We start from the raw sequence: 22,074 nt of genomic DNA, 5'->3' as shown, positions 1-22,074 counted from the left end.
ATCACCGTAAAACGGACACCGCTCTCCGCTGTTCGGCCGATCCAGTGGTCTTCCGGCTCGATGGGAATAACCCGACCGGCAGGCCTCAGCCCAGTCCGGCCCGGCGCCGCAGCTCCACGGCCAGCTCGATCAGCTCGCCCCACCAGGCGTCGTGCCCGGTCAGCAGCAGCCGTCGCGCCTCGTCGGCCGGGACCGCCCGCACCTCGACCACCTGCTCGCCGTCCGCCGGGTTGGTCGGCGAGGAGTCCAGCACGACCTCGCCCCAGCCCCACAGCCAGGCCTTCTCCGGGTGCGGCTGCCACGGCCGGTACGGCACCGGGTCGTCGGTCCGGCACCGGTGCGCGCCCAGCCAGCCGGGCTCACCCAGCAGCCGGGCGCCCGCCTCCTCGCGCAGCTCGCGCTCCAGGCAGACGGCGACGCTCTCGTCGCGCTCCCGGGTGCCGCCGGGCAGGAACCAGTGGTCCCGGTCGTCCCGGCAGAGCACCACCTCGCCGTCGGCGAAGCCGACCAGGTGGATGTTGGTCACCAGGTCGTCCGGCGGCAGCTCGGTGGAGAACTGCGCGTCGTACCGTCCCCAGCTCCAGTACTGCGGCGCGTGCAACGCCGGGAAGCGGGCGGCGAGTTCGGCGGCTCTGGCAGAAGTGTCGGTGCGCTCCGTGGTGTCGGTCATTCGGTGATCGTAGTGCCGGCCGGGAAACGGCGGGGGACGGTCGGATGGACGAGGGCGATGTCGGAAGTGGAGATGGCGCGAGGCCGTCGAGGGCGCAGCACGTCGGTCGGCGCGCCGACCCAACTCCCCAGCGAGATCTCGGCGGTGATGCCCGGACCGAAGCCGGCGATCAGTCCGGTGGTGCCCTCGGTCACGCCGCCGTCGGCGAACAGCCGGGCGAGGGCGTCGAAGACGACGGCACTGGCGATGTTGCCCCGCTCGGTGAGCGTCGCGCGGCTGTAGCGGAAGGTGGCCGGCTCCAGGTTGAGGAAGCGGCAGAGGTCGTCCAGGATCCGCGGGCCGCCGGCGTGCACGATGTAGAAGCCGAGCCCGGAGACGTCCCAGCCGTGCTCGCCGGCCAGTCCGCGCAGCGCGGGCGCGAGCATCTCCATCGTGCCGGGCACCCGCTTGTCCAGCTGGAAGTGGAAGCCGGTGTCCCGCACCCCGTACGAGATCCAGTTCTCGGTACCCGGGACGAGGTGCGAGCCGTTGCGCTCGATCTGCACCCCGCGCCCGCCCTGCCCGCGCATCACCACGGCGGCCACCGCGTCGCCGAACAGGCCGTTGGAGAGCAGCGAGCCGACGCCGAGGTCGGTCGGCTGGTAGCAGAGCGAGCAGAACTCGCAGGAGACGATCAGCACGTTGGCGCCCGGGTAGGCGCGGCAGAAGTCGTGCGCGCGGTTGACGGCGGCGCCGCCGGCCGCGCAGCCGAGCTGGGCGATCGGCACCTGGCGGGTGTCGGAGCGGAACCCCATGGTGTTGATCAGCCAGGCGGTCATCGACGGCATCATGAAGCCGGTGCAGGACACGTAGACCATCAGGTCGATGTCCCGGGCGGTCAACTCGGCGTGCGCGAGGGCGCGTTCGATCACCTCGGGGACGCGGAGCTTGGCCTCGCGCTCGTACACCTCGTTGCGGACGGTGAGGCCCGGGTGGGTGAGGGTCCGCTCGATCGGCTGGACCAGGTGCCGGGTGCGCACCCCGGTGTTCTCGATCAGCCGCAGGGCCAGGCCGAGTTGGGGGTGGCCGGCGTGCAGGGTGCGGGCCAGGTCGAGGGTCTCGTCGAGGGTGATGACGTGTTCGGGCACGGCGATGGCGGGGCGGCAGAGTGTTGCCATGGGTGTCGGGTCTCCCCTGGGGGCCTGGTCGCAGGCCGGTGGATGCGTGGAACGGTACGGGCGGCCGACGCGACGGCGGGTGGGCCCGTGGGCGGGCGGTGGCCCGACGGCGGGTGGGCCCGTGGGCGGGCGGGGGAGGTGGCTACGGCTACCAGGCCACCGGCAGGGTGTGGGGGAAGCGCCAGATCGAGCCGGAGTCCCAGTCGAGTTCGGCGGGGTCGACGGCCAGCCGCAGGTCGGGGAAGCGCCGCAGCAGGGTGCCGATGGCGACCTGCAGCTCCATCCGGGCCAGGTGCGAGCCGAGGCAGTGGTGCTGCCCGTACCCGAAGGCCATGTGGGTGGGCGCGCCGCGGTCGAGGTCCAGCTCGTCGGGGCGCTCGTACACCGCCGGGTCGCGGTTGGCGGTCAGGTAGGAGACGTGCACGGCCTCGCCGGCCCGGATCAGCACACCGCCCAGCTCGACGTCCTCGGTGGCGACCCGGGCGATGCCGACGCCCTGGCGGAACGGGATGAAGCGCAGTAGCTCCTCCAGCGCGCGCGGCAGCAGGTCCGGCTGGGCGCGGAGCTTCGCGAGCTGCTCGGGGTGGGTGAGCAGGGTGTAGGCGATGTTGCCGAGCTGGTAGGTGCTGGTGTCGTGGCCGGTGACCAGCAGGACCATCGCCATGACGGTCAGCTCGTCGGCGTCCAGCAGTTCGTCGCCGTCGCGGGCGGTGGCGAGGGCGCTGATCAGGTCCTCGCCCGGGGCGGCCCGGCGGGCGGCGGTGAGCTCGCCGAAGTAGCCGCGCAGGGCGGCCTTGGCGGCTTCCTGGCCGTCCCGGCTGCCGGGGCCCATCCGCATCATCGCGACGGCGTGGCCGCGCAGTTCGGGGCGGTCGGCCTCGGGGATGTCCAGCAGCTCGCAGATGGTGGTGAGCGGGAGCCGGGCGGCCAGGAAGCGCATCAGGTTGGCGGGGGCGCCGTGCTCCGCCATCTCGTCGTAGTAGCCGTCGACGGTCCGCTGGGTGGCCGGGCGCATCCGCTCGACCTGGCGGTTGGTGAAGCCCTGGGCGACCAGGCGGCGCAGCCGGTTGTGCGCGGGCGGGTCCATCAGGTTGATCGCCTCGGCCTGGGCGATCGGGGCGGGCGTCATCCGCGGCAGGTCGCGGCCGATGCCCGCGGCGCGGCTGAACCGGCGGTCGGTGGTGACCACCCGGACGTCCTCGTAACGGGTGGCCAGCCAGGCCTCGCCCTCGCCGTGCGGCAGGCGGATCCGGGCGATCGGGGCCTCGGTGAGCAGCCGCTTGAGGAGGGGGTCGAACTCCAGGCCGTCGGTGTGGTGGAAGGGGCAGTCCCACACGGGGGCGGTGGTGGTCACGGGCCTGTCCAATTGTCTTCGTCATGCCGGTTGAGGGCGCCCGGGGTGGTGCTCGTGGTTCGGACGCGGACATGCAGATGTTGCCCCATGGGCGGGTAAAACGGGGGATTCGACCGGGAGTTACCTCTAATGAGTGAGATGGCTGATTGTCATGCGAACGGTCTTATGTCCGGGGCGGGTTGGGGATCGGCGGGTTTGGAATCGGTGGCTTGGGATCGGCCGGTTGGGGATCGGCGGGTCGGGAATCAGTCGCGGTCGCCGCCGCCGGGCGCCACCAGTCCGGTCTCATAGGCGAGCACCACCGCCTGTGCCCGGTCGCGCAGGTTCAGTTTGGCGAAGATCCGGGCCACGTGCGTCTTCACCGTCGACTCGCTGAGGGTCAGTTCGCGCGCCAGCTCGGTGTTCGACAGCCCGCGGCCGAGCAGGGCGAGCACCTCCGCCTCGCGCGGGGTGAGCGGGGCGAGGTCGCGGTGCAGCGCCGGTCCGCCCGCGCCGGCCGCCGGGTGCGGGGCGCCCGCCGCGAAGCGCTCCACCAGCCGCCGGGTGATCGAGGGCGCCAGCAGGGCGTCGCCGGTGTCCACCAGCCGTACGGCGGCGGCGAGGTGGGCCGAGGTGACGTCCTTCAGCAGGAACCCGCTGGCCCCCGCGGACAGGGCGGCGTAGACGTAGTGGTCGAGGTCGAAGGTGGTCAGCATGATCACCCGGCACCCGGGGACCCCGGCGAGGATCCGGCGGGCCGCCTCCAGGCCGTCCATGCCGGGCATCCGGATGTCCAGCAGGGCGACGTCCGGCCGGTGCAGGACGGCGGCGGCCACCGCCTCGGCGCCGTCACCGGCCTCGGCGACCACGTCGATGCCGCGTGCGGTGAGGATCAGCCGGAAGCCGGTGCGGACCAGCTCCTGGTCGTCGGCGATCACGACTCGCGGGCGGCGCTGCTCGGCCGGTTCCTGTGCCACGGTCTCCTCCACGCTGTCTTCTGCCTGCTCTTCTGTCGGGGGCTCTGTCCGGTGCCCGGTCACGGCCGGTCCAGCGGGATGCGGGCGCGGACCCGGTAGCCGCCGCCGAGCCGGCGCCGGGCGTCCAGGTCCCCGCCGTACACCGCGACGCGCTCGCGCAGGCCGACCAGCCCGCGCCCGGCGCCGTCCGCCGGGCGCGGTGCCCGGCTCGCCGACCCGCCGGAGAGCACGCTCGGCCCGCTGTTGAGCACCTCGACCCGCAGGTAGTGGTCGGCGTAGCGCACCGTCACCTCCGCCGTCCCCCCGTCCCCGTGCTTGAGCGCGTTGGTCAGCGCCTCCTGGACGATCCGGTACGCCGTCACGTCGATCCCGGCGGGCAGCGGCCTCGGCTCGCCGGAGACCCGGACCTCCACCGGCAGCCCGGCGAAGGAGAACCGGTCGATCAGCGGGCTCAGCCGGCCCAGGCTCGGCTGCGGGGCGAAGTCCTCCGGGGCCGGCTCCTCGCTGCCGTCCGCGGCCGGGGCCAGCAGGCCCAGCAGGTGCCGCAGTTCGGTCATGGTGTCCCGGCCCGCCGCCTCGACCGCGCCCATCGCCGCCGCCGCCTCCTCCGGCATGGTGGTCAGCACCTCGCGCGCCGCGCCCGCCTGGACCACCATCAGACTCACGTTGTGGCTGACGATGTCGTGCAACTCGGCCGCGATCCGCGCCCGTTCGGCGTCCACGGCGGTACGGGCGGCGCTCTCCCGCTCGCGTTCCAGCAGCCAGCCGCGCTCGCCGATCGCCGCCCGGTACAGCCGCCGCGCCCGCACCAGTGCCACGGCCAGCCAGCCGACGCCCGCCACCGTCGTCGTCGCCGCCACGACGGCGGCCCAGTCCCATCCCGTTCCCCACACGGCGTCAGCTTCCCAGGTCACGGCATGATCCACATCATCCGGGGGTGCCGGTCCGTACATCCCCGGTACTACGGCGACCTGCGGTTACACCCGGGGTGGGACGTACCGGCCGGGCACCCGCGCCTACCGTCATCGACATGAACACCGACCACGACGGGACCTCCCGGCCGGACGACGCGCAGGTCGTCGTCGAGCTGACCGGGGTGCACAAGGAGTTCGGCGACGCCAAGGCGCTCGACGGCCTCGACCTGCGGATCAGGGCGGGCGAGGCGGTCGCCGTGATGGGCCCCTCCGGGTGCGGCAAATCCACCCTGCTGAACATGGTGGCCGGACTGGACCGCCCCACCTCCGGCACCGTCCGGGTACAGGGGCAGGACCTCGGGCCGCTGAACGAGAACGGGCTGGCCCTGTTCCGCCGCCGCCACATCGGGATGATCTTCCAGTTCTTCAACCTGATCGACGACCTCCCGGCCCTCGACAACGTCGCGCTGGCCGCCCAGCTGACCGGCACCACCGCCCGCCAGGCTCGCCGCCGCGCGCTGGAACTGCTCGACGAACTCGGCGTCGCCCACCGCAAGGACGTCTACCCGGCCGCGCTCAGCGGCGGCGAACGCCAACGGGTCGCGGTGGCCCGGGCCCTGATGAACCGCCCTGCCCTGCTGCTGGCGGACGAGCCGACCGGCGCGCTGGACAGCCGCTCGGGGGAACAGGTGATGGACCTGCTGATCGACCTCAACCAGATCGGGCAGACCCTGCTGATCGTCACCCACGACCCCGCCCTGGCCACCCGCTGCGCCGGCCGGCTGGTCGAGATGGCGGACGGCCGGGTGGCGCGCGAGCGGATGCTGGAGGCGTCCTCGTGAACGGAGTGAAGGGAGTGAAGGGAGCGAACGGCGCCGTGTGGCGCGCCTCCCGGGCGGCCGTCAAGCGCCGCCGGGTGCAGACCGTGGTGATCGGCCTGGTCGTCTTCTGCTCCACCACCACCGTGCTGCTCGCCCTCGCGGTGATCAGCGCCGCCCGGGCGCCGTTCGACGACGCGTTCGCCCAACAGCGAGGCGCCCACGTCGTCGCCGCCTTCGACCCGGCCAAGGCCTCGGCGGAGCAGCTCGCCGCCACCGCCCACCGGCCGGGCGTCGAGGCGGCCGCCGGGCCGTTCGACCAGGCCGTGGTGGAGATCCCCACCGACTGGGTCGGCCGCCCGCCCGGAGCGCTCACCCTGGTGGGCCGGTCCGACCCGGCCGGGCCGGTGGACCGGGTGCGACTCCTCGGCGGCCGCTGGGCCGCCGGACCGGGCGAGGTGGTCGTCAACGAGCCCTTCGGGGGCTTCTCGGAGAGGTTCCTGAACCATCCGCTCCCGCTCGGCGACGGCCGGCAGCTCACCATCGTCGGCTTCGCCACCAGCATGAGCCAGAGCGCCGGCGGCTGGGTCACCCCCGAGCAGGCGGCCGCCCTGCACCCCACCGGCCGGCAGATGCTCTACCGGTTCTCCGACGCCTCCGGTGAGCAGCGGCTCACCTCCGCCATGGGCACCGTCACGGAAGGCCTGCCGAAGGACGCGCTCACCAACGCGCAGTCGTACCTGGTGCTGAAAGAGGCCTTCTCGGCGGGCGCCGACGCCTACCTGCCGCTGATGACGGTCTTCGGCGTGCTCGGCCTGGTCGTCGCCGCGCTGATCGTCGGCAACGTGGTCAGCGGCGCGGTGGTCTCCGGCTACCGGCACATCGGCGTGCTGAAGTCGATCGGCTTCACCCCGCGCCAGGTGGTCACGGTCTACCTGACCATGGTCTCGGTGCCCGCCGTCGCCGGCACCGTCCTCGGTACGGCGGCCGGCTGGGCCGCGGCACACCCGATCCTCCAGGCCGCGTTCTCCGGGATCACCACCGGCATCGCCGTCATCGAGCCGGCCGGCTGGCTGCCCGCCGCCACCCTGATCAGCGTCCCGCTGCTGGTCCTCCTCGCCGCACTCGTCCCGGCCTCGCGCGCCCACCGGCTCTCCGCCGCCCAGGCCATCTCGGCCGGCAGCGCGCCGCGCAACGGGCGCGGGCTGAAGATCCAGCGCCGGCTGGGCGGGACCCGGCTGCCGCGCGCCGTCAGCCTGGGCCTCGGCCAGCCGTTCGCCCGCCCCGCCCGTACCGCGCTCACCATGTCGGCGATCATGCTCGGAGTGCTCACCGTGACGGTGACCACCGGCCTGGGATCCACCCTCACCAGGCTGGTCGACCACGCCGACGGCCGCACCCACATCAAGGTGCTGACCGCCCACTTCGCGGGCGACGCCACGACCGAGCCCAGGCTGACCCCGGCCCAGACCGAGGCGATGCTGCGCGCCACCCCCGGCGCCGAACGGGTCTCCGTACGCGGGCTGGTCCAGGTCGGGCTGGTCGGCTACCCCCAGCCGGCCTTCGCCGACTTCTACAGCGGCGACGACGCCGTCGACACCAAGCGGCTCCAGGTGGTGCGGGGCCGCCCGGCGACCGGGCCGAACGAGATCGAGGCCGGGCCGTCCTTCATCCGGCAGCACGGGCTCAAGCTCGGCGACCGGCTCACCCTGGACCTGGACGGCCGACACCTGACCGTCACCCTCGTCGGCGAGGAGAGTGAGGGCAACCCCCGGGCGTTCGCCTCCAACGACGCCACCCGGGCCGCGCTCACCGACGACCCGCACGCGGTCGAGTACGACGTGAGACTCGCCGAAGGCGCCGACCCCGAGGCGTACCAGCGGGCCGTCTCGGCCGCCGACCCGAGCCTCTCGCCCTCGGTGTTCGCACCCGACATGGGCGGCCCGATCGTCGCGGTCATCAGCTTCGCCACGATCTTCACCGTGCTGCTGTCGGTGGTCGCCGCGCTCGGCGTCTTCAACGCCCTGCTGCTCACCATCCGCGAACGCCGCCGGGACCTCGGCATGCTGAAGTCGATCGGGATGACGCCCCGGCAGGTGGTGACCATGACGCTCGCCTCGGTGACCTGGCAGGGCGCGGTCAGCGCGGCCATCGGCGTCCCGGCCGGAATCCTGGCGCACCGGCTGCTCGTCGAGAACGTCGGGAGCATCGTCTTCCCGGAGTCGGCGATGGACGTCTGGGACGTCCCGCTGCTCATCGGGCTCGCCCTGGCGGGCGTCGGCATCGCCGTCCTGGGGGCGCTGGTCCCGGCCCGCTCGGCGGCGCGGCTGCCGATCGCGGAGGTGCTGCACAACGAGTGAGCGGCGGGGTGGTCGCGGTGGGGGGTGATGGGAGGCCGCCGAATGCCTGACGTGACGTCAACGGCGGGTGTCCGACGGCCTATCATCGCGCCATGCCCACCGCTGAGCTGATCCGCATCGTCTCCCGCTCCTCGCCCATGGCGCTCGCCCAGGTCGAGCGGGTCCGCGCCGAACTCGCCGCCCTGCACCCGGACCTGCGCACCGAAGTGGTACCGGTCACCACCTCGGGCGACCGCTGGACCGGCGACCTCGCACACCTGGGCGGCAAGGGCGCGTTCACCAAGGAGGTCGACGCGGCCCTGCTCGCCGGAGAGGCCGACGTCGCCGTGCACTGCCTCAAGGACGTGCCCGCCGACCGTCCACTGCCCGCCGGCACCGTCTTCGCGGCCTACCTGCGCCGGGACGACATCCGCGACGCCCTCGTCCACCCGGGCGGCCTGACCCTGGCCGAACTACCGCCCGGCACCCGGATCGGCACCTCCTCCGTCCGCCGCGTCGCCCAGCTCGCCGCCACCCACCCGCACCTGGAGTGCGTGCCCATCCGCGGCAACGCCAACAGCCGGCTCGCCAAGCTGGAGGCCGGGACCGTGGACGCCCTGCTCCTCGCCGTCTCCGGCCTGGAACGGATCGGCGAGCAGGCGCGGATCACCGAGGTCCTCGGCATCGAGGCGATGTGCCCGCCGATCGGCGCCGGCATCCTCGTCCTGCAGTGCCGCGAGGACGACACGGCGACCATCGAGGCCGTCACCACGCTCGGCCACCGCGACACCTGGCGCGAGGCGGCGGCCGAGCGGATGTTCCTGCACGTGCTCCAAGGCCACTGCAACAGCCCGATCGCCGGCTACGCCAAGGCCGAGCCGGACGGCCGCCTCTCCCTGCGCGGCCGGGTCTTCACCCCGGACGGCAAGCAGGTGCTGGACGCCCACGAATGGGCGGGCGCGCTCAGCCCGGAGGACCTGGGGACCTCGGTCGCCCTGGCGCTCAAGCGGCAGGGGGCGCAGGAGCTGATCTCCTCGATCCCGCACTGACGGCGGCCCTCGGGGGGCTTCCCGGGCGGTGGAGGAACGGCCGGAGGAACGGCCGGAGGAACGGGGCGAACGGTCGGACGCAGCGGCCGGACGAACGGTCGGACGTACCGGCCGGGGAGTGGTCAGAACAGGGCGTCGGCGAGCCGGTCCACCTGGTCCGGATCCGAGGACCAGCAGTAGAGCACGACCTCGTCCGCGCCGACGGCCGTGAAGTCGTCCACGGCGGCCCGGACCGCCTGCGAGGTGGTGAGCAGGTGGTCCGCCACGTGAGCGGCCCGGCCGGTGAAGTCGTAGTACGAGCGGATGTTCCGGCGAGCCTGTTCGATGGTGGGCCCGGGGCCGAGTGCCACGTTCACCTGGGCGACCAGCCGGGGCCGCCCGGACCGTCCGTGCCGCCGCCAGGCCGCCTCCACGTCCCGGAACAGCCCGCCCATCGCCTCCGGCGGCAGCGCCGCGCCGAGGAATCCGTCCCCGAACCGGGCGACCCGCTCCAGTGCGGCCGGGGCGAAACCGCCGAACAGCACCTCGGGGCCGCCGGGCGTCACGGGCGCGGGGCCGATCGGGCCGACCTCCTCGTCGTACCGTCCGCCCGCCCAGAGCCGGCGCAGCACGGGCAGCTGCTCGTCCAGCCGGCGGCCGCGGCGACGCGGGTCGATGCCGGCGGCCCGACAGTCGTCGGCGCGACCGCCGATCCCGATGCCGAGCGTGAACCGGCCGCCGGACAGCCGGTCCAGGGTCGCGGTCTGCTTGGCCAGCAGCGCGGTGTTGTGGTGGGGCGCGAGCAGCACCTCGGTCTGCAGGCGGATCCGGGCGGTCGCGCCGGCCAGGGCGGCCAGCGTGACCAGGGGCTCGGGATTGTCGAACACCAGCCGGTCGAGGAGCCCGAGCGTGCTGAACCGGGCGGCGTCGGCGCGCCGGGCCCAGGTGAGCAGGAGGGCGGGGTCGTCGACGGGGAGGCCGAGGCCGATCTTCACGGGAGGACCGTCTTTCGGAGGGGGCAGGCCGCGTCCGCGGGCATGCCGGATACCGGTGCCGCCCCTCCATGGGCCCGCGCTGCCTCGTGGCCGCGGGCCGTGCTCCCGTTCTGCGGCTGCTTCGTCCCGGGGAGCGTGATCGTCGGAGTGCGGCGACGGTAACGCGGGGCGTCCGGGCCGGGCAAGGCCTTTTCGCGGCGGCGTCTCCGTGATGCCCTTCCGCGGCGGCCCTCCTTCGCACGGGGCGGATGCCGGAACGGAATCTCCCGCGGTGGGCGAGAACCGGGCGGGGGTCCGCGGCGTCCGTTGAGGAGTGATCAGTGCGGTGCTCGGCGGGATGCCGATGTTCTGGCCCGGGCTGCTGCTCTCGCTGGTGCCCGCGGCCCTGTTGAACCGGCCGGTGGGGCGGCTGCTGCGGGCCCACTGGGCGGTGGGCTTCGTTCTGCTGCTCGGACTCGGCGGGGTGGTCGTGGCGACCCTGCTGCCGGACGCGTTCCAGCTGTCCGAGGACGCCGTCCGGCACTGCACCGTCGCGGGCGGGCGGCCGCGGTCGCCGTACGAGCTGCTGCACGTCCGGCACATCGAGCTCAAGCTGGCGACCTTCGCCCCGGTCGGCTTCGCGGCCGCGCTGGCGGGCACCCGCCGCCGGGCGGTGGTGGCGCTGCTCGTCGCGGCGGTGCTGCCGTTCGCGGTGTCGGCGCTGCACTACGCGCTGCCGGTGATCGGGCGGGACTGCGACGTGCAGGACGTCTGGGACGGGGTGCAGGGCGTCGTCCTGGGCGCGGCGGCCGGGCTGCTGATCGGACCGCTGGTACGGGCGGTGGCGCGGCAGTCCTGGCGCCGGGCCTGAGCGTTCGGGCGCTTCGCGGGCCAGGCCGGGTGGGTCGCGCCCGGCGGATTACGGCCGGGGGTTACGGCCGGTGGCGGGGTTCGCCCGGGAGTTCGCCCGGGAGTTCGCCCGGGAGTTCGTCCGGGAGTTCGCCCGGGAGTTCGTCCAGGAGCGGGAAGAGCCGGGTGACGGCGGCGACCGGGCGGGCGTCGGCGGGTCGGGCGGCCGGATCGGTCTCGCGGTCGCGGTAGCGGGCGAGTACGCGGCGGACGGCCTCGCCGACGGCCGTCAGCTCCTCGGGGGTCAGGTAGACCACGGCGCTGAAGGCCTCGTCGTGCTGCCAGTCGGCGGGGGCCTCGCCGCGGCGGGCGAGCCAGCGACGGTAGCTCTCGTCCTCCAGGCCGCGGGCCAGCGTGCCGAACCCGTCGCCCGCGTCGCTCGCGTCGCCCGCGTCGCCCGCGTCGCCCGCGTCGCTCGCGTCGCCCGCGTCGCCCGCGTCGCCCGCGTCGCTCGCGTCGCTCGCGTCGCTCGCGCCCGGCGCGTCCCGGGGGGCCTCGGGCCGGGGCAGGCGCCAGGGCCGGGCGCGCCCGTCGACGGGCGGGGCCTCCTCGATCAGCCCGTGCAGGCCGAGCCTGCGCAGGTGGAAGGAGCAGAGGCCGGAGCTGAGCCCGAGCCGGGCGGCGGCCTCGGTGGAGGTGATGGTGCCGTGCTCGGCGAGCAGCCCGAGCAGCGCGGTACGGACGGCGTGCTCGGGGAGGGTTCCGGCGGCGGCGAGATCTTCTTCTGTCACTTTGCAAAGTCTGCTACTTTGCAAAGGCAGTGACAAGCCGTCATGCCCGTCCGTCCCGTCCGTGTCGAGGAGTGCCGTTCCATGTCCGACCCGCGCGAACGTTCCGACCCGCGCGAACGTCCCCCCGTCCTGCGGATCACCGAGATCGGGGAGCCGATCCTGCACGGCCCCTGCCGCCCGGCCGGCGAACAGGACTACGGCAGCCAGGAGTTGGCGCAGCTCATCGACTCCATGTTCGCGACCATGTACGTCGCCGACGGCTGCGGGCTCGCCGCCAACCAGGTCGACGTGGACCTGCGGCTGTTCGTCTACGACTGCCGCGACGACGACGGCGTCCGGCACACCGGGCACCTGCTCAACCCGGTCGTCGAGCCGCAGACCGCGGGGCGCCCGCTGATCGAGGAACCCGAGGGCTGCCTCTCCGTCCCGGGCGCGGGCACCTCCGCGCTCGCCCGCCCGGCCCGCACGGTCGTACGCGGCTACGACCGGCACGGCAACCCGCGCACCGTCGAGGCCACCGGCTACTTCGCCCGCTGCCTGCAGCACGAGACCGACCACCTCGACGGGCAGCTGTACGTGGACCGGCTCGCGCGGCGCGAACGCAAGGACGTACTGCGGCAGACGGCGGACCGGCGGGAAGAGGTCTTCGCGCAGCGGGCCGCCGCCACCGGGCAACTGGACTGGACCGGCCCGGCGGAGGAGTGCGCCGCCTCGTGCCGCTGCCGCCGGCTCGACCCGACGGCCTGAGCGAACCCGCCCACCTCGCCGCATTCCTGACCTCCGACGACACCGTCGCCGCCGACCGCTCGGCAGCATCCTCGCCCGGTAGGACAGCTGACTGGCTCTGCCGGGGGAGTAGGTCACCCCGCGCGACCGAGGCGCGACGGCGCGGCCCCGGCGACGGTGGAACCATGCTGAAGAACATTCCGGTCGGTGACACCGAACGCCCCGTACCCCGCTGGGCGCTGCGCCTCGCCAAGGCCCTGCCCTTCGTCCTGCTGCCCCACTGCCTGTGGCGGCTGCCCTTCGCGGTGGACTACCGGATGGGGTTGATCGACCCCCTCGCCCCGGCCTACGACTGGTGGGCCACCCCGTACGTGATCGGCCTGAGCGTGCTGACCGAGGCCCTGGCGCTGCTCACCATGGGGCTGGTCAGCGGGTGGGGCGAGGTGTTCCCGTCCTGGGTACCCGGCCTGCGCGGCCGGCGGGTCCCGCCGCTCGCGGCCGTCATCCCGGCGGTCCTGGGCGGACTGACCCTCGTCGCCCTCTTCGACCCGATGCCACTGGCCTGGCTCGGCGTACTCGGCTTCGAAGAACTCCCCTACACCACCGTCTGGTGGCAACTCCTGGCCCGGACCTGCACCGCACCCGCCATGCTCTGGGGCCCCATCCTCCTCGCCCTGGCCCTCGCTTACTACCGCCGCCGTCGCCGCCCCGCCCTATCGGAGGCAGCCCCGCGCGGGGCAAGTATGTAGACCGACCGTCATATTCCTTATGGGCCGCGCCCGTCTTGCCGCAGAGTGCTCGCGCGAGAAGTCGACTCGGTCGACTCCCTGTGCACGGGCGCTGCTTCCCCGGACAAATATGTAGACCGACCGTCATATTCCCTCGGGGGCCGCCGCAGGGCGCCGCGCGCGAGAAGTCGGGCCTGGTCGACTTTTCGCGCCGGGTTGCTGCCGTGGGTGGGGTTGCTATGTAGACCGGTCGTCATATTCTTCGGGCGGGGTCCTGTGGTGGGCTGGGCAGTTGCGCAGGAAGTCGGCCCGGTCGACTTCCTGTGCGCACGTCGCTGCTTCTCCGAGCAAATATGTAGACCGACCGTCATATTCGTCGCGATGAGATGCGAGGCGGGCGGGTGCGTGCGCGAGAAGTCGGTCTGGCCGACTTCCGGTGCGCGTGGTGTGGCTGAAGCCGCTGGAGGCTCGCCGGCGGTCGGGTATGTAGACCGGTCGGCATATTTCCCTGACCGCCCCTGTCCGGGGGGCTCGCGCAGGAAGTCGGCCGGGCCGACTTCCTGCGCGACGATCCAGCCGCCCCCTATGCGCTCCCGTTCCCCGTGATCAGCGCATCGGTGAGCCGCTCTGCCGCGCCCGGGTCGAGGGGTGCGTGGCCGAGGAGGAAGCGGTACCAGAACACCCCGTAGACCTGGTCCACGATGAGGTCCAGGTCGGCGTCGTCGGCGAGTTCTCCGCGCTCGCGGCCGCGGGAGAGGAGTTCGCGCAGGGCGGTGCGGCGGGTCGCGGTGAAGGTCTGCATGAGTTCGGCGAGGTGCGGGTCGCGGGCGGCCTCGCGGGCAAGGGTGCGCAGTGCGGAGGCGGTGGTGCTGCGCTGGGCGGCGTCGAAGGTGGTGGCGACGAAGGCGTGCAGGTCGGTGCGCAGGGTGCCGGTGTCGGGGCCCCGGACGTCCTGGTCGGCGCGGTCGGTGAGGGCGTCGAGCAGGACGGCGCCCTTGGAGGGCCACCACCGGTAGACGGTCTGTTTGCCGACGCCGGCGGTGCGGGCGATGGCGTCGATGGTGACGGGTGTGCCGTCGGAGTCGGCGAGCAGGTTCAGGGCGGCGTCGAGGATCGCCCGGTGGGCGGCCTCGTTGCGGCGGCGTCCGGTGTGCGGGCGGCCGGGAGGGGCCTGCTCGGCCGCCGGGTCGTCGTGCCCCTGCGCTGCCTGGGGTTCGGTTCCGCTCATGGTGTCCCTCTCTCCCGTTCCCTTGCCGACACTTGACAAGACTAGCAGTCTCGACAAACATCATTGCCGGAACCAACAGTCTCGACAAGCTGAAAGGCCCCACCATGAGCACTGCGTCAAACCTCTTCGCCGGTCAGCGCGTCGTCGTGATGGGCGGCAGCTCGGGCATCGGTGAGGCGGCCGCCACCGCCTTCGCGGCCGACGGGGCCGAGGTCGTGGTCACCGGCCGTGACCGTGAGCGGTTGGACGCGGCCGTCGCCCGGATCGGTGGCAAGGTCACCGGCCGGCAGCTGGACGCGGCCGATCCCGCCGCGGTCGCCGCCTTCTTCGCGGCGGAGGGCGCCGTGGACCACCTGGTCGTCGCGGTCAGCGGCGCGGCCGGCAGCGGCCCGTTCGCCGGGCTCGACCTGGCCGATCTCGCGACCGGCTTCGACGCCAAGTTCTGGCCGCAGGTCCGCGTCCTGCAGGCGGCCCTGCCGCACCTGCGCGCGGACGGTTCGGTCACCCTGATCACCGCGGCCTCCGCCCGTGCCGCCATCCCCGGCACCGCCGGGCTGGCCGCCATCAACGGCGCGCTGGAGGCGATGGTCCCGCCGCTGGCCGTCGAGCTCGCCCCGCTGCGGGTCAACGCCGTCTCGCCCGGTGTCATCGACACCCCGTGGTGGGACCGCGTCCCGGCGGAGCAGCGCACCGCGCTCTTCGAGGGCCTCGCCGCGACCACCCCGGTCGGCCGGGTCGGTCGCGCCGAGGACGTCGCCCGGGCGATCCACATGCTCGCGGCCAACACCTTCGTGACGGGCGTGGTCCTCGACTGCACCGGCGGAGCCAACCTGCCCACCGGGCGCTGAGGCGCCGAGGTACCCGAGGACGCGGCCCGGCCCGGGGGAGTGTCCCCGGGCCGGGCCGGGCCGTTGTCGCAGGTCGCGGCTACGGTTCGACCATGAACGTCCCCGAGCTGATCCCGATCCGGCACGAGCCGGAAGGGCGCACCCGTACCGTCGGCCGCTGGCAGGGCGGCGAGTTCTTCGCCTCCGTCACCGGGCCGGCCGGCCGCCCGGGGTGGTACGCGGTGCTGCACCGTTTCGACGCCGCCGGCCGGCACCTCGATTCGAGCATCGAGCCCGCCGGCACGGGCGCCGAGGCCCGCCGACTGCTGGACGGGTGGCTCGACGCCCTGCCCGGCCGGGAGTACCGGGACATCGCGATCGCGCCGTTCGAAGTCCGGGTCGACGGCGAGCTGTTCGGGCTCGTCGTCGAGGAGGACGACGAGGTGGAGGAGGACGAGGAGGACTACCGCTTCACCGCCGAGCTCCACCCGGACGGCCTGGGGTTCCACGAGCCCTGGTGCGGCAGCTACGACACCTGAGCCGCGACACCTGAGCCACGACGCCTGAGCTACGACGCCTGAGCCGTCACCACTCCGCCACCCGGTAGTCCTTGAGGAACACCCCGGACACCGGGTGCCCGGCCTCGCCCCGCACGATCGGGTCGTAGACGCGGGCCGCGCCGTCCACGATGTCGAGCGGCGTCCGGAAGCCCCGCTCGGCCAGGTGGGCCTTCTTGGGTGCCGGGTTCTCGTCGGTGATCCAGCCGGTGTCGACGGCGCACATGTGCACGCCCTGGGTGGCGAGTTCGGCGGCGCTGGTGCGGGTGAGCATGTTGAGCGCGGCCTTCGCCATGTTGGTGTGCGGGTGCCGGTTGGTCTTTTTCCGTACGGCGAACCGGCCCTCCACCGCGGTGACGTTGACGATGTAGCGGGCGGGGTGCGGGGAGGCCAGCAGCAGGGGCAGCAGCCGGTCGCAGAGCAGGGCCGGGGCGAGGGCGTTGACCAGCTGGACCTCCAGGACCTCCGCCGGGTCGAGCGAACCGAGCGTGGCGGACCAGGAGTTGGCGGGGGCGAGGTCGGGCAGCAGTCCGGCCTCGTCGGTACGGAGGCTCAGGTCACCCGGGCCACCTATGCCGCCGAACCCACCTATGCCGCCGAACCGACCCGTGCCGCCGAACCCGCCCAGGCCGTCGAGCTCGCCGAGCGCGTCGATCCCCGCGTTCCCCCCGAACCCGCCGACCCCGGGCAACGGCCCGGCGCCGGAGGCCAGTTGGGAGTGCGTGGCGGCCGGGAGGAAGCCGGGGGCGTGGCTGATCGCCCGGCGGTCGGCGGCGGGCAGGGCCTCCTGCTCGCCGGCGGCCAGCAGCGCGTACGACTCGGGCGGGCGGCGGAGCGTCTGGGCGGCGTTGTTGACGAGGATGTCGAGCGGACGTCCTTCGGTGCGGAACTGCTCGGTCAGGCCGAGGACTTGGCGCGGGTCGCGGAGGTCGATGCCGACCACGGTGAGCCGGTCCCACCACTGCTCGCTGCCCTCGGCGGCGCGGAAGCGGCGGACGGTGTCCTGCGGGAAGCGGCTGGTGACGGTCAGCTCGGCGCCGTCGCGCAGCATCATCAGGGCGAGCTGGAAGCCGATCTTCACCCGCCCGCCGGTGAGCAGCGCGCGCCGCCCGCGCAGGTCGGTCCGCAGGTCGCGGCGGGTGGTGTTGTCGGCCGAGCAGTCCGGGCAGAGCATGTGGTAGAAGCCGTCGACCTGGCGGTAAGCCTGTTTGCAGACATAGCACTTGCGCGGTATCCGCAGTTCGCCGACGGGTCCGCCCCCGGGGGCGAGCGGCGCGTCCTCGCGCCGGTTCCGGCTGCCGGTCGCGGTGGCGGTGAGCAGTGCGGTGTCGGCGTCGCGGACGGCCTGCCGGGCCTCCTGGCGGCGGCGCTTGCGGTTCTCCATGACGAAGGAGTGGAGCTGCCGCTCGGCGTGCAGCCGGGTGTGGTCGGTCGGGGGGAGCGCCCGCAGGCGGCCGAGGGTGCGGCTGAACGCGGCGAGTTCCTCGGCGGTGAGGTCGGCGTCGCGGCCGGTCTCGTGCGCGCTGTCGAAGCAGCTTTCGCGGCCGGCGTCGCCGGTCGCAAGGATCGTGTCTCGTTGGTTGTGGTCGTCCCGGACCGTCATGGCCGCCCCCTCGTGCCGTACAGATGGGACGGACAGTAGTCGACGGTCCGGGACGATGAGATGCCAATTTCTTCGGGCGCGGCCCTGGCCGGGCCTCAGCCGTAGCCGGAGCCTCAGCCGCAGTCGGACGTCAGCGAGCCGACCCGGCGCCCGTCGAGCTCGTGGTCCCCGAAGCCGACCGGTGGGCGGCCGCGGCCGCAGGCGCGATCGGGTCGGGCTCAGCCCGCGTACTGGGCGAAGAGCTTCGCGAACTCGTACGGCTGCTGCGGGATGTTGGTGCACTTGGAGAGCGAGCCGCCGGTGCAGGCGTTGGCGTCCCGGGTGGCGTCCCAGAAGGCGAGCAGACCGAGGTGGTTCTGCTGGGCGAAGGCCACCAGCTGCCGGGCGTCCGCCTGGTCGTAGACCTGGTGGTCGTCGTTCTCGCCGATCATCGGGGTGACGCCGACCATGGCCCACAGCTGGGCGTCGGTCTTCGCCGGGTGGAGCGCCTTGAGCTGGCCGAACAGCGACTGGGCGGCCTGGACGGCGGCGTTGCCGTAGTCCGTCCCGCCGCGGTAGTAGTCCATCGCCATGATGTTGACCAGGTCGGTGTTCACCCCGGCGTCGCGGGCCGACTTGACGATGGCGACGCCCTCGGCGGTCAGACCCTCCGGCAGGACCGGCAGGGTGAAGGAGACCTTGAGGCCGGGGTGGGCCTGCTGCAGCTTGGCGAGCGCGGCGGAGCGGCGGTCGTTGGCGGCGGTGTCGGCGATCGCCGCGCCCTCGATGTCGAAGTCGACGTAGCGCAGGCCGTACGCCTTCACCACGGCGTCGTACTCGGCGAACAGCGAGTCCACCGAGGTGCAGGCGGCGGCGAGTTCGGTGCCGCTGGCGCCGCCGAAGGAGACCTTGACGTCCCCGCCCGCGGCGCGCAGCGCGTCGATCTGGTCCTTGGCCCAGCCGGTGCGCGGGTCGTAGGCGTTGAACCAGCTGGCCTTGCAGCCGACGCCGGTGACGAACCCCATCGTGTAGCCCTTGAGGTTGCCGGCCTTGGCCAGGTCGGGCATGGACGGGGTGGGCCAGGCGCCCATGTCGATGTACGGGGCGACCGGGAGCGCGGTGCTCGGCGGCGGGGTGCTCGGGCCGCCGGTGGGCGTCGCGGTCGGAGAGCCGGTGGGCGTACCGGTGGGGGTACCGGTCGGGGTCGGCGTCGGCGTGCCGCCGGGGCCGGTCAGCGTGATGTCGTCGGCGAGGTAGCCGCCCTGCCCGTACCAGCCGTGCAGGTACACGGTGACGCTGGTGGTGGCCGGGCCGGTGGTGAAGCTGGTGGACAGCTGCTGCCAGCCGGTGCCGCCCGGGGTCCAGGTGGCGGGGTCGGTGACGCCGCTGCCGGTGGCGCCGAGGTAGACGTACTGGCCCTGCACCGAGGCGCTGAGGCTGTAGGCGGTGTTGGGCCGGACGCTGACGGTCTGCCCGCACTGCGCGGTGTCGCTCGCGCCGACCGCCCCCTTCAGTGCGTAGCTACCGCTGTGCGCACCGGAGTTGACGACACTGCCGGTGCCGGCGGAACAGCTCCAGGGGGTGAGCGCGCCGCTCTCCAGGCCGCCGTTGGCGAGCAGGTTGCCGTCGGCGGCTCCGGCGTTCCCGGCGAGGACGGCGATTCCGCCCGCGGCCAGTGTGGTGGCGGCGGCGAGGCTCAGCAGGGTGGTCCGGCCGGTGGGACGGCGGTGCGTGGGGGCGTGCTGGAGCGCGCTGGGCATGGGGGTGCCTCTCGGGACGTGGTGGGCCGCCCGCGCCGCGAGGGGGGCGCGGGTCGGGCGGCGGCCTGGGGTGGTCCGGTGCGGGGGAGCGCGGTGCTGAGCATCAAACTGGACTAGACCAGCTGTGCACGTCAAGCACTTCCCCGCACCGGAGGCCTCACCGAGGGCAGGTTTTAGCGGGGGTTAAGGCGGCGGCGCCGCGGGCTCCCGCCGGTCAGCCGCAGCACGGCTTGCACTCCTTCACCTGCACGTTGTCGAGCACCGGCCCGTGCGCCCCGGCCACGGTGCTGGTGAAGGTCAGGGTGGTGGAGGAGTTCTGCGCGACGAAGCTGAACTGCCGTCCCACGTACCCCATCGCGGCCCTGGTCTTGCCGGTGGAGTCGAAGGAGAAGTCCTGGAAGTCCTGGCCGTCGATCAACGCCCGGCCGGTCTTCACGGCCGGTCCGCCCCCGGGGTTGGCGGCCAGCGCGTAGGTGACCGAGTAGGTGGTGCCCGGGACGGTGGTGAAGGTCTGGGCGACGGTGCCGGCGGCGGCGCCGTTGAGGTCGACGGACTGGTCGCCCTCGGCGGCCTGCCAGAAGCCGGCGCCGATCAGGTCGACGCTGCCGGCGGTGACCTGCCACGGGCCGATGACCTGACCGGCGCTCAGGGCGCTGTAGGCGTTCGCCGGGGCCTTGGGCGACTCGAAGCTGCCGTCGTCGAAGTGGCTGAGCGCGCGGTTCCCGCCGGCGGCGTGGGCCGGGACGGCGAGCGCGGTGGTGGCGGCGGCGAGCAGGGCGACGGCGGCGATGCGGGTGCGCGAGAGCTGCATGGGGTTCCTCCCGAATGGACGTGGCCGGACGTGAAAGGACGGGCCTGGCAGCGGCCCGGCAATGACCTGACTGACGAGCCGATGATCGGCCGTGTGCAGAGCGTCGACCGCCGCGATGGGCTCTGCCAAGGCCGGACGGACGGCGCCCGGTGGTGCGGACGGTTCGTGAACGTGCTCTTCCGCGCCGGTTTGACGGAGGGGCACCTGTGGCGGCCCGGTGAAAGGTCCGGGAAGAACGGTGCGGGGTTGACGGCCGGTTCGTCGTGCCCGGGTGGTGAGACCGGAATCGCGCGCCCCGATCGCACCTCTACGGTGGGCCGATGACCATACGAAACGGCGACGACGCTCCCCGGATCTGCTTCCTCGGCGACTCCTTCGTCCAGGGCCTCGGCGACCCGGAGTTCCGCGGCTGGGTCGGCCGGGCACTGCAGGCCGCCGCCCCGGCCGCCACCGCGTTCAACCTCGGGGTCCGGCGCGACACATCGGCCCGGGTGAGACACCGCTGGCAGGCCGAGGTCGAGGTGCGGACCGCCCCCGGGGCGGACAACCGACTGGTGCTCTCCTTCGGCGCCAACGACGCGATGGAGGAGGACGGCGCACCGCGCGTGGCGCCCGACGAGACCCTGCGCAACCTCGCCGCGCTGCTCGACGGAGCCCGCGACCTCGGCCTGGGTGTGCTGGTGGTCGGCCCGCCGCCGGTGGTCTGCGGGGGAACGGCCCACCTGGACCGGCTGCGTGAGCTCGTCCCGGGGATGGCCGGGATCTGCGCCGCCGCCGAAGTCCCGTTCGTCGACGTCACGGAGGCGCTCGCGGCCCACCCGGTCTGGACGGCCGAGGTCGCGGCGGGGGACGGCGCGCACCCGGGGGCGGGCGGGTACGCGGCACTCGCCGACCTGGTCCTGGCGGGCGGGTTCCGCGAGTGGGCCGGAACGGGCTTGACCTCGAGTGCACTCCAAGGTGAAAGCTGAAGGCGTTGATCACGCACCACCACGCGAACCGCGGGACGGCACGCCGGCCACGCGGCACCCACGACAGGAGCACCGTCATGCGCAACGCCCCGTTCGGTACCAACGGCCCGCAGACCGGCGTCATCGGCCTCGGCTGCATGGGCATGACCTGGGCCTACGACGTGCAGAACCGGGACGACGAGAACTCCGTCCGGGTGATCCGGCAGGCGCTGGACCTCGGCGTCAGCCTGATCGACACCGCCGACATGTACGGCCCGTACACCAACGAGGAGGTCGTCGGCGCCGCACTGGCCGGCCCGTACCGGGAGCGCGCCTTCCTTGCCACCAAGGTCGGCATCGTCCCCGGCGGGGAGGGCCAGACGGAGCGCAACGGCCGGCCCGAGCACGTGCGCCGCTCGATCGACGAGAGCCTGCGCCGCCTGGGCACCGACCACGTCGACCTCTACCAGCTGCACCGGATCGACCCGGAGGTCCCGATCGAGGAGACCTGGGGCGCGTTCGCCGAGCTGGTCGCGGCCGGCAAGGTCCGCAACATCGGCCTCTCCGAGGTGACCGTCGAGGAGATCAAGCGGGCGCAGTCGGTGCACCCGGTCGCCTCCGTGCAGAACGAGCTGTCGCTGTGGACCCGGGACGCGCTGGCCGAGGTCCTGCCGTACACCGAGGAGCAGGGCATCGCCCTGCTGCCGTTCTCCCCGCTCGGCCGCGGCTTCCTGACCGGCAGCATCTCCTCCTTCGACGAGCTGCCCGCGGACGACTTCCGCCGTCGGCTGCCGCGCTTCCAGCAGGACGCGCTGAAGGCGAACCTGGCGCTGGTGGCGAAGGTCCGGGAGGTCGCCGAGCGGATCGGGGCCACGCCGGCGCAGGTGGCGCTGGCCTGGGTGCTGGCACAGGGCCGGTACGTCTTCCCGATCCCCGGGACCAGGACGCCGCGCTACCTGGTGGACAACGTGGGTGCGGCCGAGGTGACGCTCTCGGCGGCCGACCTCGCCGAGCTGGACGCGCTGCCGGCGCCGACCGGCGAGCGCTACTGACCGGCG

Annotated in this window: 21 protein-coding genes; 10 read left to right on the top strand and 11 right to left on the bottom strand. The window is 73.6% G+C overall.

What is annotated here, in order from left to right; genetic code table 11:
• Positions 1-85: 85 nt before the first annotated feature.
• From ACYP53_RS30125 to ACYP53_RS30105, 5 genes are all read right to left on the bottom strand, one after another.
• Complete coding sequence (locus tag ACYP53_RS30125; RefSeq protein ID WP_189914722.1) at positions 86-670, bottom strand: NUDIX hydrolase; 585 nt, start codon at positions 668-670, stop codon at positions 86-88.
• A complete protein-coding gene (locus ACYP53_RS30120; RefSeq protein ID WP_459649697.1) occupies positions 667-1,827 on the bottom strand; it encodes a type III polyketide synthase in 1,161 nt (386 codons plus the stop codon). The genes ACYP53_RS30125 and ACYP53_RS30120 overlap by 4 nt, the downstream gene beginning before the upstream one ends.
• A gap of 148 nt (positions 1,828-1,975) precedes the next feature.
• Complete coding sequence (locus ACYP53_RS30115) at positions 1,976-3,181, bottom strand: cytochrome P450 (protein WP_459649696.1); 1,206 nt, start codon at positions 3,179-3,181, stop codon at positions 1,976-1,978.
• Between the two features lie 245 nt (positions 3,182-3,426).
• On the bottom strand, positions 3,427-4,137 hold the full coding sequence (locus tag ACYP53_RS30110; protein ID WP_189914716.1) for a response regulator: 711 nt from the start codon (positions 4,135-4,137) through the stop codon (positions 3,427-3,429).
• 59 nt (positions 4,138-4,196) lie between these two features.
• A complete protein-coding gene (locus ACYP53_RS30105) occupies positions 4,197-5,051 on the bottom strand; it encodes a sensor histidine kinase (RefSeq protein ID WP_229928444.1) in 855 nt (284 codons plus the stop codon).
• A gap of 116 nt (positions 5,052-5,167) precedes the next feature.
• Here ACYP53_RS30105 and ACYP53_RS30100 point away from each other — a divergent pair, with 116 nt between their 5' ends.
• The 3 genes from ACYP53_RS30100 (at position 5,168) to hemC (ending at position 9,257) form a co-directional block, all read left to right on the top strand.
• Complete coding sequence (locus ACYP53_RS30100) at positions 5,168-5,893, top strand: ABC transporter ATP-binding protein (protein ID WP_459649695.1); 726 nt, start codon at positions 5,168-5,170, stop codon at positions 5,891-5,893.
• A 14-nt stretch (positions 5,894-5,907) separates the two neighbouring features.
• Positions 5,908-8,229, top strand: coding sequence for an ABC transporter permease (locus tag ACYP53_RS30095; protein WP_459649694.1), 2,322 nt, complete (start codon positions 5,908-5,910; stop codon positions 8,227-8,229).
• A gap of 92 nt (positions 8,230-8,321) precedes the next feature.
• Positions 8,322-9,257, top strand: coding sequence for a hydroxymethylbilane synthase (gene hemC, locus ACYP53_RS30090; RefSeq protein ID WP_459649693.1), 936 nt, complete (start codon positions 8,322-8,324; stop codon positions 9,255-9,257).
• Between the two features lie 122 nt (positions 9,258-9,379).
• Here hemC and ACYP53_RS30085 read toward each other — a convergent pair whose 3' ends face one another.
• Positions 9,380-10,231 (bottom strand): LLM class flavin-dependent oxidoreductase, encoded by an 852-nt coding sequence (locus ACYP53_RS30085; protein WP_459649692.1) that lies wholly within the window; start codon positions 10,229-10,231, stop codon positions 9,380-9,382.
• A gap of 313 nt (positions 10,232-10,544) precedes the next feature.
• Between ACYP53_RS30085 and ACYP53_RS30080 the strand changes: the two genes are divergently transcribed.
• On the top strand, positions 10,545-11,081 hold the full coding sequence (locus ACYP53_RS30080) for a hypothetical protein (protein ID WP_189914707.1): 537 nt from the start codon (positions 10,545-10,547) through the stop codon (positions 11,079-11,081).
• A 61-nt stretch (positions 11,082-11,142) separates the two neighbouring features.
• On the opposite strand, the gene ACYP53_RS30075 is transcribed toward ACYP53_RS30080, so the two are convergent.
• Positions 11,143-11,850 carry a winged helix-turn-helix domain-containing protein gene (locus ACYP53_RS30075; RefSeq protein ID WP_459649691.1) on the bottom strand — a complete coding sequence of 236 codons (708 nt, stop codon included), beginning with the start codon at positions 11,848-11,850 and terminating at the stop codon, positions 11,143-11,145.
• Between the two features lie 81 nt (positions 11,851-11,931).
• Here ACYP53_RS30075 and def point away from each other — a divergent pair, with 81 nt between their 5' ends.
• On the top strand, positions 11,932-12,597 hold the full coding sequence (def, locus tag ACYP53_RS30070) for a peptide deformylase (RefSeq protein WP_459649690.1): 666 nt from the start codon (positions 11,932-11,934) through the stop codon (positions 12,595-12,597).
• 164 nt (positions 12,598-12,761) lie between these two features.
• On the top strand, positions 12,762-13,325 hold the full coding sequence (locus ACYP53_RS30065) for a hypothetical protein (RefSeq protein WP_459649689.1): 564 nt from the start codon (positions 12,762-12,764) through the stop codon (positions 13,323-13,325).
• A gap of 562 nt (positions 13,326-13,887) precedes the next feature.
• On the opposite strand, the gene ACYP53_RS30060 is transcribed toward ACYP53_RS30065, so the two are convergent.
• Positions 13,888-14,532 (bottom strand): TetR/AcrR family transcriptional regulator, encoded by a 645-nt coding sequence (locus tag ACYP53_RS30060; protein WP_189914700.1) that lies wholly within the window; start codon positions 14,530-14,532, stop codon positions 13,888-13,890.
• Between the two features lie 104 nt (positions 14,533-14,636).
• Here ACYP53_RS30060 and ACYP53_RS30055 point away from each other — a divergent pair, with 104 nt between their 5' ends.
• Positions 14,637-15,380 (top strand): SDR family oxidoreductase, encoded by a 744-nt coding sequence (locus tag ACYP53_RS30055; protein ID WP_459649688.1) that lies wholly within the window; start codon positions 14,637-14,639, stop codon positions 15,378-15,380.
• Positions 15,381-15,472: 92 nt separating this feature from the next.
• Positions 15,473-15,898, top strand: coding sequence for a hypothetical protein (locus ACYP53_RS30050; protein WP_189914698.1), 426 nt, complete (start codon positions 15,473-15,475; stop codon positions 15,896-15,898).
• A 46-nt stretch (positions 15,899-15,944) separates the two neighbouring features.
• On the opposite strand, the gene ACYP53_RS30045 is transcribed toward ACYP53_RS30050, so the two are convergent.
• From ACYP53_RS30045 to ACYP53_RS30035, 3 genes are all read right to left on the bottom strand, one after another.
• Positions 15,945-17,519 (bottom strand): SDR family NAD(P)-dependent oxidoreductase, encoded by a 1,575-nt coding sequence (locus ACYP53_RS30045; RefSeq protein ID WP_459649687.1) that lies wholly within the window; start codon positions 17,517-17,519, stop codon positions 15,945-15,947.
• Positions 17,520-17,737: 218 nt separating this feature from the next.
• A complete protein-coding gene (locus ACYP53_RS30040; protein WP_459649686.1) occupies positions 17,738-19,258 on the bottom strand; it encodes a carbohydrate binding domain-containing protein in 1,521 nt (506 codons plus the stop codon).
• Positions 19,259-19,472: 214 nt separating this feature from the next.
• Positions 19,473-20,069 (bottom strand): choice-of-anchor C family protein, encoded by a 597-nt coding sequence (locus ACYP53_RS30035; RefSeq protein ID WP_459649685.1) that lies wholly within the window; start codon positions 20,067-20,069, stop codon positions 19,473-19,475.
• Between the two features lie 320 nt (positions 20,070-20,389).
• Between ACYP53_RS30035 and ACYP53_RS30030 the strand changes: the two genes are divergently transcribed.
• Together ACYP53_RS30030 and ACYP53_RS30025 are read left to right on the top strand one after the other, a co-directional pair.
• The gene (locus tag ACYP53_RS30030; protein WP_459649684.1) at positions 20,390-21,037 is read left to right on the top strand and encodes a GDSL-type esterase/lipase family protein; all 648 of its coding nucleotides are present in this window, start codon (positions 20,390-20,392) and stop codon (positions 21,035-21,037) included.
• A gap of 77 nt (positions 21,038-21,114) precedes the next feature.
• Entirely contained in the window at positions 21,115-22,068 is a 954-nt protein-coding gene (locus ACYP53_RS30025; RefSeq protein ID WP_189914688.1) for an aldo/keto reductase, read from the top strand.
• Positions 22,069-22,074 lie beyond the last annotated feature (6 nt).

Source organism: Kitasatospora sp. Ki12, assembly GCF_054601375.1.
The sequence above is the reverse complement of the archived record's forward strand: the minus strand, read 5'-3'. Positions and strand labels throughout refer to the sequence as shown.